The sequence below is a fragment of the Candidatus Latescibacter sp. genome (assembly GCA_030692375.1).
GTDB lineage: Bacteria > Latescibacterota > Latescibacteria > Latescibacterales > Latescibacteraceae > JAUYCD01.
Genome location: JAUYCD010000197.1, coordinates 20,658 through 31,753 on the forward strand (window position 1 = coordinate 20,658; position 11,096 = coordinate 31,753).

At 51.1% G+C, this 11,096-nt stretch carries 9 protein-coding genes; 6 read left to right on the forward strand and 3 right to left on the reverse strand.

The annotated features are described in order from the left end of the window. Positions 1-152 precede the first annotated feature (152 nt). Positions 153-1,661, reverse strand: coding sequence for a CehA/McbA family metallohydrolase (locus Q8O92_11955; GenBank protein ID MDP2984028.1), 1,509 nt, complete (start codon positions 1,659-1,661; stop codon positions 153-155). Between the two features lie 465 nt (positions 1,662-2,126). Between Q8O92_11955 and Q8O92_11960 the strand changes: the two genes are divergently transcribed. Both Q8O92_11960 and Q8O92_11965 read left to right on the forward strand, forming a co-directional pair. Continuing rightward, on the forward strand, positions 2,127-3,017 hold the full coding sequence (locus Q8O92_11960; GenBank protein MDP2984029.1) for an aminotransferase class IV: 891 nt from the start codon (positions 2,127-2,129) through the stop codon (positions 3,015-3,017). A gap of 119 nt (positions 3,018-3,136) precedes the next feature. After that, complete coding sequence (locus tag Q8O92_11965) at positions 3,137-4,657, forward strand: hypothetical protein (protein ID MDP2984030.1); 1,521 nt, start codon at positions 3,137-3,139, stop codon at positions 4,655-4,657. A 30-nt stretch (positions 4,658-4,687) separates the two neighbouring features. Here Q8O92_11965 and Q8O92_11970 read toward each other — a convergent pair whose 3' ends face one another. Beyond that, positions 4,688-5,242 carry a RidA family protein gene (locus Q8O92_11970; GenBank protein MDP2984031.1) on the reverse strand — a complete coding sequence of 185 codons (555 nt, stop codon included), beginning with the start codon at positions 5,240-5,242 and terminating at the stop codon, positions 4,688-4,690. Between the two features lie 262 nt (positions 5,243-5,504). Next, positions 5,505-6,992, reverse strand: a complete 1,488-nt coding sequence (locus Q8O92_11975; protein ID MDP2984032.1) for a hypothetical protein — start codon at positions 6,990-6,992, stop codon at positions 5,505-5,507. 544 nt (positions 6,993-7,536) lie between these two features. On the opposite strand from Q8O92_11975, the gene Q8O92_11980 reads away from it, so the two are divergent. The 4 genes from Q8O92_11980 to Q8O92_11995 all read left to right on the forward strand — a co-directional run bounded on the left by Q8O92_11980 (position 7,537) and on the right by Q8O92_11995 (position 10,455). Then, entirely contained in the window at positions 7,537-7,833 is a 297-nt protein-coding gene (locus tag Q8O92_11980; protein MDP2984033.1) for a hypothetical protein, read from the forward strand. Positions 7,834-7,961: 128 nt separating this feature from the next. Then, complete coding sequence (locus Q8O92_11985) at positions 7,962-9,488, forward strand: carbohydrate-binding family 9-like protein (protein ID MDP2984034.1); 1,527 nt, start codon at positions 7,962-7,964, stop codon at positions 9,486-9,488. Between the two features lie 178 nt (positions 9,489-9,666). Continuing rightward, positions 9,667-9,951 carry a glutaredoxin family protein gene (locus Q8O92_11990; GenBank protein ID MDP2984035.1) on the forward strand — a complete coding sequence of 95 codons (285 nt, stop codon included), beginning with the start codon at positions 9,667-9,669 and terminating at the stop codon, positions 9,949-9,951. A 6-nt stretch (positions 9,952-9,957) separates the two neighbouring features. Next, a complete protein-coding gene (locus tag Q8O92_11995; GenBank protein ID MDP2984036.1) occupies positions 9,958-10,455 on the forward strand; it encodes a ferredoxin-thioredoxin reductase catalytic domain-containing protein in 498 nt (165 codons plus the stop codon). The last annotated feature ends 641 nt before the right edge of the window (positions 10,456-11,096 follow it).

Consider the following 11,096-nt stretch of genomic DNA (forward strand, 5'->3'; position numbering starts at 1 on the left):
TATATTACATAAATAATCCGCTTTATCCGGCGTCTTATATGGTTTCCGCATACTATGTACCACGCAGGTGTAAATCTTTGTCGTTCGCACTATGATACTATTTTATAATTGTAATCTTTTCTGCGTATCATAAGCAAGATAAATATTTTAGCCTATTCTCTACCCACCCACACAGGATTGGTGAAGCAGAGTTTGCCCTTTACGGTTTCGCACTCGGCGCGGATATAGAGGAGGTCTCCGAGATCACATGCGCCTTCGTAGAGGTACTGGTAATCCGTGCGAGGGAATACATCAAGCGCGGCGAGAACCTGTTCCTCATGCGCTCCCTTCCGGCCGGCCAGGATGCGCGCGGTTTTGACAAGGCCGAATTCCGGAGATGATTTCAGAACTGCCCGAACGGTGAACCGCCCCGGAGAAACGGTTCCGCCGGGATGGGCGACACGGTCTCCCGCCGCCACAGTGAGATCGATGAAAGGCCCCTCGGTTACCTGGGCGCGGCCTGCCCGAAGCGCCTCCGTGATATCCGCCGCAGACTGGGAGGGGGCGTAAACCAGGGTGCGGACGCCGCCGAAAGCGCGTTTTCTCGATTCGTAGAGCGACAGGAAGGGCAGGCTCACACCCCGCCGGTAATTGAGATCTCCGTGGGCGTCATTCCCTCCGAATGCAGAGATTCGTCTTCCCTGGAGAAGGAGTTGTATCCATGTTCGCATTCCCAAAGTAAATCCTCTGTCACGGATCCCGTTATGGATCTGCAGGGCTGATAAACCGGGCGTCTCCATGTCCGGGAGCGTCCATGAGCCACGACCCAGAAAAAGCCTTTCAAGCAGAGGAATGTGCTCCAGCGGATGGGCAGCGCAGGCCAGGCCTCCCCATTCAAGGCATTCGGCGACCGCTTCACCGACTGTGCGCTCTGTGGTTGAGGAGAGACCGCGCTCACCGCTGTCGCCGGAGCCTTTGATGAATGCATCGGCGTTCAGCGCCAGGAGGTGACAGTTACGGCCTTCGTGGGTACGGCAGGTGACCTCCTCGCCGGGAATCACCGTGAATGACCGGAGGGAATCGGTAAGCGTCTGCGATTCGTTTTTCATCATGCGCCATTTTGTATGGAGAGGATCCTCGGCGCGATAATCGTTTTCCCGATCATCGAGATCGTAGGAATGGTCGGTGGCGGCCATCCAGTCCATCCCCATGCAGTACCCGGCAAATGCCATTGCTTCGAGCGGGGCGCCGAATTCCACCTGGTCGGAGGTATAATAGGTGTGGCAGTGAATATCTCCGTGATACCACCCCTCTCCGGTGGGCAGCTTCGAGGAGGAAACGTTGACCGAGAGCGGCGTTTTCCCGCTCCCGCGATAGTTGTCCATGTAAACGATGACATGCTTTTTTCCAAGGCGCAGGCGGATGGAACAGTGCATGATCGCCTGCCCGGAAAACTCCGGGTGAATGTTGAAAGAATCCCACCAGATCGGAGTATCGATCCTGAGACCGCCGTACGGGAACCGGCCGATTCGTCTCATACCATTTTCATAGTGGAGATGAATCGAAACATCCTCAAGCACCACAGGATACCGGTCGGCGTCCTTGATGAACAGGAACAGGGGTAAAGGCCGTTCCGGCTCTACACGGGTCGGAGCATCGAAGAGGATTTCAGGCCTTTTCATGAAAATCAGGCTGGGTATATACCACGGCCTGTAATGGACCTCTGCATAGGAGATGAATGGTAAAAAAATGGTGAGCTCCCTGATACATTGTGTAAATGCAGCACATGGAAAGACACCCTGTAATATGAGTAAAGTTTCTCGGCTTGGCAACAATAGGAGATTTGTTTATATTGAAAAGACAGGATACAGAAGATAGAAAAATATTTTTCTCTCGCAAAGTTCGCAAAGTCAATAAAGAAATGAAAAGCCTGGAAATTCGAATGAATCACGGATAATTTATGGTATCTGAATAATTTTAACATTTTGCGGGAGAATACAATAAAAATTATTGAAACAAGTATTTTTTCTTTGCGAACTTTGCGAACTTTGCGAGATACAATATTTCAAAGGTTTCTTTATATTCATTAATCCTGCAAATCTTTTAAATCCTGTCCAATTTTTATTTACCAACCGTGGAGAAAAAACATGAAACCGGATATCTGGGTGAACGGACAATTCATTCCCTGGGACCAGGCCAGCATTCATCCGCTGTGTCACAGTCTGCAGCGGGGCGCCACATTGTTCGAAAGTCTGGACTGTAAGGAAGCAGTAAACGGCAGGGCGGCGATTTTCAGACTGAAGCTGCACCTACGGCGCTTCGAGATTTCCGCCGAGATTATCGGTATGCCTCTTCCCTACGATTCCGCAGCCATTGAAAAAGCCGTGATCGACACGGTGGCAAGAAGCGGATTGAAAGATTGCGCCATCCGTCCCCTGGCATTCTATGCTGAACCGTTGCTGGATCTGCTTCCGGGGGATACCCCGGTAACCTTGCTGATAGGACTGGGAGATTTTCATCTCGCCCCTCCCATGATCCGTATGACCATCAGCCACAGGCGCAAGATAGACAGTTCCTGCATGCCGGTCAAGGCGAAGGTTTCCGGCAATTATATCACCCCGCTTCTGGCGAAATCCGAGGCGATCAAAGCCGGATACAACGATTCCATCCTGCTGGACCGTGATGGATTCGTGGCGGAAGCTACCACCGCCAATATTTTCATCGTGGAGAAAGGGAAGCTGGTCACTGCTCCCGATGACACTATTCTCCTCGGTGTCACCCGTGACAGCATCCTTGTAATCGCGCAGAAGCTCGGGATCCCGGCGAGCCTGGAAAAATTCGGGCCCGACCGTCTCCTCGCCGCCGATGAAGTGATCCTGTGCAGCTCCGGGAACGAGATCAAGCCGGTTATCCAGGTCGATGACCGTATCATCGGAAACGGCGGCATGGGGCCGGTTACCGAGCGACTGAAAGATTATTACAGCGATGTGATCGTGGGAAAGATACCTGAGTTTGAACATTGGCTGACGTATGTGTAAATGGCTTGTAAAACCCTGTTGTTAAAGATGGATACCGAAACGGTTTTATCGTTCCCGCGGAGCGGCAACAAGTTCGGCATGACCGCGTCACCCTGAACTTGTTTCAGGGTCTACCATACATGATAGAGTTTTCTTTGGTTTCCATGAAGATTTCACCTAAACTTCTCGATCAAATTCTCCTGCCCGGAGTGATGGTTGCCGCTCTAGTGGGGCACATCTCCGCGCTTTCAAACCATCTGGTGTCGGATAGCTGGGTCTTCGTATATCCCCGAACATTCGGGGAGATCCTGCGCTACTTTGTCACCTCCATCATTCCGCCGGAAGGCGAAGCGCTCTGGCTGCGGCCCCTACCCATGTTCTCTTTCTGGCTTGAGAACAGGCTCCTGCCGGGGACCGAGTGGCTCCCCCATCTGACCAACATCCTTTTCCATGTCCTGAATGTATGGCTGCTCTGGATGGTAGTCTGTTTCATGCTTGCGCCTGCCGGGAAAGCACCGCAGGAGCGCCGTGGGGGATTTGCTGCCTTCACTGCATGCCTTATCTATGCCCTTCATCCGCTTACTGTGGGGTCTGTAGACTGGGTGGCCGCCCGTTTCGATGTGGTGTGCATTACGTTCGGGCTGGCCGGGATGCTCTTCTGGCTCCGCTGGGATGCGGGAATGACGAAAAGCCGAGACCTCTGGCTCGCGACGCTCCTGCTCCTCGGTTCCCTTCTCTCCAAGGAGCAGGGTGTGGTATTCCTGATGTCCTGCGCTTTTCTCTCTCTTCTGGGTCTGCTTTCGCCGGAGAAGAAATCCCTCCGGCGGGCCGGCCTTCTCATTCCTGCGGTGATGATCGCAGTATACGGCATCTTCCGGTTCGCTGTTTTCGGGGGCATCGGCGGCTACTATACCTCACGGCACGGCCTCAGCATCCTGCCGCCGCTGAACTACTTCGCCGCCGTCCTTTTTCCTTATCTGAATCTGTATCCGAACTGGAGTTTCTCCTGGTCATTCTGGGCTGCTGCTCTCGTTGTCACGACCCTGATCCTCTTCCTTTGGACTGCTCCACCGGCGCGGTACAGTCCGATGAAGCGGAAGTATGCCCTGACCGCCCTGGCGCTCCTTGTCCTCGGGCTGGCGACCACCGCTCCCAATCCGGGTCTGACCCTCGAAAAGGTGGTCGGTCACGCCGAATCCCGCTTTGCGCTCATTCCGGTTACCGCCCTGGCCATGCTCATCGGCCTGGCGGTTTCGCAGATACGAGGCGCGGCCCTCTACCGGGCGGCGCTCCTTGCAGCGCTTTTCTGGGGGATAACCTCCGCCTGGAGGACAGATGTCCAGATCCAGGCATGGAAATCGGCAGGTAACACCGCCCGCTCCATCATAGACCAGACGCTCGCTCTTGCGCCCGATCCCCCGCAGGGCAGCAGTCTGATCTTCCTCGACATCCCCCGGAATAACGACCAGTATGCGTACATTTTCGGCATCGGCCTCGATTACGCCATTCACCTGAAGTACAACCGGAGCGATATTAAAATCCTCCGCTATCCCACCCGTGACGACCTCCAGCACGCTAACCCCGACCGTGACATGGCCTTCCGCTACAACGCGGCCACCGGGAAACTGGAAAAGCTCTACGCCAAACGGGTGAAAAAATAAGGATGAAAAAAATGTCTGAACCGCGGATGGTCAATGTACGACTGCGATGGCCATTACTTCGACGAGTTCCCCTTCCCCATATAGATCGTCTACAGCGGTCCAGATCATCGATTGAAGACCTTTAGGGAAATATTTCTGAAGGATCGGAATGGGTGATTTCCAGATATCGCCTGCTTTTAAACCTTCGGCGTCTTTATCAACAAAGTTTTGAAGGTACACTATGTCATCCATAGTACCGCCGAAATGCTCGACAACCGCTTTGACATTTTCAAGGGCATATTTGTACTGTTCTTCAAAAGAACCAAATAACATTTTCGGCTGACCGTTGGCTTTCACATCCCTTGTATGTGCAAGCTGCCCTGATATGAAAATCAGATTTCCAGTCCTTACACCTTGAGCATACGACCACTCCTTTTCCCAGGGAATACCAAATTCATATTTCACCGGCGCAAAGGACTTTTTGTAATCGTCAATCGCTTTCTGCGCTTCAATGCGCGCCAGTTCTTTCACTTTCTGTTCGCTCGTGCCGCAGCCTGAGGCAATGACGAATAACATGCAAAGCACTAACAATAGTACAGATTTCATAGTATGACCCCCTTCCTAACCCATAGATGCCGAAACAAGTTCGGCATGACACGTGTCATCCTGAACTCGTTGCCGCTTCGCGGGAACGATAAAACCGTTTCAGGATCTAAACACTCAAAACATGCGCAATTATTTATGTCGTCATGTATAGAACAAAACGATACGTTTATTTTTCCCCCCTTAACAAGGGGGGATGTCCGAAGGACAGAGGGGATTTTGTTTTTATTCTGTCTCCTGTCTCCTGACTTCTGACTCCTGCCTTCTATTTTATCGTCGTTACCTCCAGATCATCGAACCATGTGGTCCCCGCGCCGTCCTGCTGGAGCATTATCATGAGACAGCCTGCCAGCTCCGGCGCCGGACCGACTTCCATATCCAGTTTCGTCCAGCCGTTGGATCCGGTGAGTTTTTTCGCGGTGATGACCGGGTATTCCTGGGTGAAATTCGGCACATGGTACTGCACCGCCATAGTGGAACCAGCGCCGCTCACTCCCTCAGTTTTTACATAACACGACACCCGAAAGCCTTTGGAGAGCGAGAACGGCTCCGCGAAATATCCCTCGCCGTCGCCCTGGTAGGTCTGCCACCTTGAGAGGCCGCTGTCTTTTTTGTCGATTTTCAGGCTGAACGAATCTCTCCGGCCGGAGGTTTTATCCCAGGATGTACCGTTCCCGATGTTGATCCAGGGGAATGGATCGACCCTGCCCTCCGCGACCCCGTCGAGCGCAAGCCCCCTGGCAAAGCCGGACACCCGCTCATAGACGGGATATTCATTCCCCAGCTTCCACTCGCCTGGGGTCCATGCGGGAAGCTTGCCTTCTTTCACCATCGCCTGCGCTTTATCGTTCGGGCAGTTCATGACCCTGAAATGGGCGAGGATAGGTTTGTCCATCTCGGCGGTTGTAATGGTGCGGCCAAGGTGTATGTCGTACCCCCACCAGCAGATGCTGATGCCCGATTTCTCTGCGGTGTCCCCCACAAACTGGATAGCGGGGTTGCCGTCCGGCTCGTAAGCGGTGACAAACATCCCGTCCGGTTTCAGCTTGATGCCGCCCTTGAGCGAGGTGGTGAAATGGTTGATGGGCAGGGAAACGATTCCGGCGCCCGATTCATAGACAAATCTCTGGTATCGCCGCTCCCACATGCCGGGGAAGCTCACCGCCGGCCCGGGGCAGCCGGTCAGCCAGGGATCGCAGAACTCGAACTGACGAGTTCCGGCGCGGAAGAAATCGGCGCTGTTAAAGGTGAGCCAGGCCTGAAAATCGTACACATAGCTCCCCGCGGTCTCATCGTAGGTGAGGGTCAGGATTCTCCTGGAATCGGCGATGCCGCCGCGGTCGCGGGTGTTGAAGGTTACCGTGAGTTTATCCGTACCGCTGCCTTTGACATCGATGTTCACCACCTGGTCGGTGGCAAGTTTCCCGGAGATGAGCACCCAGTAGAGCTGGATGCATTCCACCAGGGGCCCGCTGTCCGGGGTGAGCCGTATGTGACGGAGAACCGGGGGTTTGGGCACGCCGTTGAAGAACATGAGGTCTTCCGCCGGCTGCTCGATGACACGCTGTTCGTACATGGCGAGCGGAATATCGCCATCATAAATCCACTGTTCGGGATTCACCGCTCCCCCGCGAACCTGCCAGGTGAATTTCGCGGTGTGCGGTTTCACCGCTCCGGAAATAACGGGGAAAGCCCCCATAAACAGAAGAACGGCGCACGAGAGGACAAGGAGAATGGCAGGGCGGTTTTTCATCGGGAGAATCTCCTGTGGGTTATGGAATAATTCGTTTATGTAGTTAACGAAAAGTCTTTTGTATTTCATGATGAACCGGCAAAAAGTAATTTTTACATTATTTTCTGGTGTTGTTAAACCTCACCCCCTGTCCCCCTCTCCTAGTCAGGAGAGGGGGTAACTCTCAGCGTGACATGTCTTTACCCTCTCCTATTTAGGCGAGGGTGGCCGATGGCGGGGTGTGGTTTCGACAGAACTGAAAGCTTTGTAACACTCTTTACCGGATCTTCATTTCATAGACACTGAAACAAGTTCAGGGTGACAATGTCATGCCGAACTCGTTGCCGCTTTGCGGGAACGATGAAACCGTTTCGGCATCTACTCTATCACATTTTCGTTTCACATAATACACCATGAAGTGAGGGAAGTCAAAGAAAAGTCACAGATCATATTCTTACAACAAAAGCATATCAATAAAAAAAACTTGATACGATTACTCAAAACAGATTATTATACTGGTTAATTGAGTTCAGTGAGTGAACATGGCAATTCCCCGGGAGCTTTTATGGACGAAGATATCATCTATAACCAGATACTGACCTTTTCACCGGCTTCCCTGACAGGACAGCTAATCCTGCGGTCGTATGTCGAGGAGGGTAAGCTTATCCTGGTATTGGAGGATTCGCAGAAAGTACTCATCGACGGCAGGAATGTGAACACCACCGGACACAGGGAACGCATTCAGGAACTGGTATCTCTTGCGCTGGAAAAGGGAATTGAGTGTGACCCGAAATCAGTAATGCATTACGCCGACTGTGGAACCGACGGAGAAGATATGGAGTATGTTCTGATAAAGTGGTAGGTCATCGAACAATTTATAAGGTTTGTGAAAAGGTGGTGTTATTATTTAGACCCTGAAACGAGTTCAGGGTGACACGTGTCATGCCGAACTCGTTTCGGCATCTATCAATTAAACAAGGAGTTAATACCATGATTTCTTTTTGGCGTATTATATCGGCGGGAGCGATAGGATTTCTCTTCGCTGTAAACGGTTTTGCACAGATGCAGCCTATTCCCGAATACACGATCCTGAAAGCTCCTGATAAAATAGTCATCGATGGAAAACTGGATGAGCCCGGATGGAAGAATGCTCCTTTCACCGCGCCTTTCGTCGTTTATACAGATGCTTCAGTCCCTCGTTTTTCTACCCGTGCCAAATTGCTATGGGACGACACCTATCTTTATATCGCCTTTGTCATGAATGATTCTGATGTCTGGGCGAAAACAAAGGTTTACGATGAATCTAACCAAAAAAATTGCCTCTGCAATGAAGAGGTGGCCGAAATCTATCTCGATCCGGACGGCGACGGCCTGAATTACCTTGAAACCGAGATCAACTCTTACGGCGCTGTTATGGACCTTCTCCTTGACAAAGAGTTTAAAAAGGGCGGACATATGGATCTCTCCTGGGGCTGGAAGGGACTGAAAACCGGCATCACCATACAGGGAACCCTCAATGATTCAACCGATGTAGATAAGGGTTGGACCTGCGAGTTTGCGTTTCCTTTCAGGGAGATAGCGCCGGTGGCGCCTTCCATGAACTTTCCGCCAAAACCGGGTGACACCTGGCATCTGAACCTATACCGTTATAATTACGATCGCGCCACTATAAAATATCCTGAACTTTCCGCCTGGAGCCAGACCGATCGTGAACGCGGTTTCCATGCCCCCGACCGGTTCGGGAAGGTCATATTTTCTGATGCCGTGCAGTCCCAGACCTTCCGTGAGTATACGGTAAAGAGAGCCCCCGGCAAGCTCGTGATCGATGGCAGGTTGAATGAACCGGGCTGGCACGACGCCGAACTCACCGAGCCGTTTATGATTTACAACAATGGCAGCTCTCCCAAGTTTCCCACCCAGGCCAAAATGCTCTGGGACAATGACTATCTCTATATCGCTTTCATCATGACCGATGAAGATGTCTGGGGGAAAACCTCCCAGTGGAAAAAAGGCGATCAATGCCTCTGCCGCGAGGAGGTCGCGGAGGTTTTCATCGATCCGGACGGCGACAGTCAGAATTACATGGAAATCGAGGTCAACCCCCTGAAAGCGGTAATGGACCTTACCATCGACCATGAATTGGGAAAAGCTGTTGATGGAAAAAAGGGAAACGCCAACTTTGACTGGGATATTACCGGCTTCAAGATAGGCGTCACCGTTGATGGGACGCTGAACAACCAGAAAGAAATAGATAAAAGATGGATCTGCGAGCTGGCTTTTCCTTTCAAAGAAATGGCTTTCAGCGCTCCCGGGATGAGCTTTCCCCCGAAACCCGGCGATTCCTGGCGGCTGAACCTTTACCGCTATGATTATGGCCGTGACGATGCAGGCAAAACACCCGGAAACCTTCAGGAGCTTACAGCATGGAACCAGACCGACAATCGCGGCTTTCACGCTCCGGACAAATTCGGGAAGATAATTTTTTCAAACCAGGTTTCCCGTATGCCGAAACCCTGAACATCATTTAATGTAAGTATAGATGCCGAAACGGTATCATCGTTCCTGCGAAGCAGCAACGGTTTCATCGTTCCCGCCATGCGGCAACAAGTTCGGCATGACACGTGTCATCCTGAACTTGTTTCAGGATCTATCATAATCAAAATCTATCATTATATATTCAACAGAAGGTTAAAAAATGCTGAATTTTAATCATGTACCCGGGAAAAACTGCGGACACATCGTTCTCTATGCCCTGAGCACCTGCGGCTGGTGCAGAAAAGCGCGGAAGCTCCTCGAAGAAATGGGGATTGAGTACTCCTATATATATGTTGACCTTCTGCAGGGCGAGGAAAGCAGCCGGGCCAGACAGGAAATGCTGCGCTGGAATCCCCGGGGATCATTTCCCACTATCGTAGTTAACGGCGAAACCGGTATTGCCGGATTCGATGAAGAGCAGCTTCGGAAGCTGAGCGGAGTGTGATCAAACATGATAAAAATTCCGGAAGATATTTCCCGGCTCTATGAAAAACTTAAAAAAGATGCCGAGTCCGGCGGATACCACCTTCATCCGGATATCGAATTCACCCTTGAGCTGGTAGATGGTTTGCTTGTAAATGAAGACCGGTACGGATACCCGTCCTGTCCATGCCGCCTTGCATCCGGTGTGAAGGAAAAGGATATGGATATCATCTGCCCCTGCGATTACCGTGATCCGGACCTGAGCGAATACGGCGCCTGTTACTGCGCTCTCTATGTTTCACAAGAAGCGCTGAACGGCGAGAGGAAAATTACCTCCATTCCCGAACGGAGAACGCCGGTGGAAGAACGGGAAAAAGCCCCCAAAACGGATATGAAAGGAATTACTGCTCTTTCCTTCCCGGTATGGAGATGCCGGGTCTGCGGCTACCTCTGCGCCAGGGAAGAACCGCCCGAGGTTTGTCCGGTTTGCAAGGTAAAAAAAGAACGATTCGAGCGTTTCATATAAAAGCAAGCCTGCCGAGACCTGATAAACTTTATAACACGAATTATTCACAAACTTGCTATGACATTTTCTTAACTCTTATTTAAACAAATACTTATTATTAATTTTTTAAAGGCAGCCCCCTAATCCCCCGAAGGGGGACTTTTCGTGGTAAAGATCAAATTGCGAAAGTGTAACTTTTTTTAAAACCGATTAAGCATTGTCTTTCAGCCTTTTAAGTCCCCCCTGGGGGATTTAGGGGGCTGTAGTATTGACGCTTGCAGAAAGAAAATCCTTATTTTATGATAAAATCCGGGATAATTACACCTTTGCTCCTTTTTTTTTCCTTGACAAAATATTTTTCTTGATTATATATAAGTAAGGATGTGCCTTGCGAAAATCATTTATTTGTTCTCTCGGAATGAAGGAGGTGAGAAGAACAGGCCACTATCTATCGGGATGTTTTGAGGAACAGTGTAACCAAACAATGTAAAGGGTAAAGGGGTAAGCTATGAAAAAGGTATGTATTCTATTTACTGCATGTATGTTTCTGGTATCGGTCGCCTATGCGGCCAATTTTCAGCCCACTCTTCTCAAGCTGAGCGCTCCGGCGACAGTTCTCTATCAATTTGACGGCAAAAGACTGGATATTCCCTTTGATGTCG

Coding starts and splice junctions, on each gene's coding strand:
- Q8O92_11955 (MDP2984028.1), bottom strand. CDS start 1,661: ATGAAAAGGCCTGAAATCCTCTTCGATGCTCCGACCCGTGTAGAGCCG.
- Q8O92_11960 (MDP2984029.1), top strand. CDS start 2,127: ATGAAACCGGATATCTGGGTGAACGGACAATTCATTCCCTGGGACCAG.
- Q8O92_11965 (MDP2984030.1), top strand. CDS start 3,137: ATGATAGAGTTTTCTTTGGTTTCCATGAAGATTTCACCTAAACTTCTC.
- Q8O92_11970 (MDP2984031.1), bottom strand. CDS start 5,242: ATGAAATCTGTACTATTGTTAGTGCTTTGCATGTTATTCGTCATTGCC.
- Q8O92_11975 (MDP2984032.1), bottom strand. CDS start 6,992: ATGAAAAACCGCCCTGCCATTCTCCTTGTCCTCTCGTGCGCCGTTCTT.
- Q8O92_11980 (MDP2984033.1), top strand. CDS start 7,537: ATGGACGAAGATATCATCTATAACCAGATACTGACCTTTTCACCGGCT.
- Q8O92_11985 (MDP2984034.1), top strand. CDS start 7,962: ATGATTTCTTTTTGGCGTATTATATCGGCGGGAGCGATAGGATTTCTC.
- Q8O92_11990 (MDP2984035.1), top strand. CDS start 9,667: ATGCTGAATTTTAATCATGTACCCGGGAAAAACTGCGGACACATCGTT.
- Q8O92_11995 (MDP2984036.1), top strand. CDS start 9,958: ATGATAAAAATTCCGGAAGATATTTCCCGGCTCTATGAAAAACTTAAA.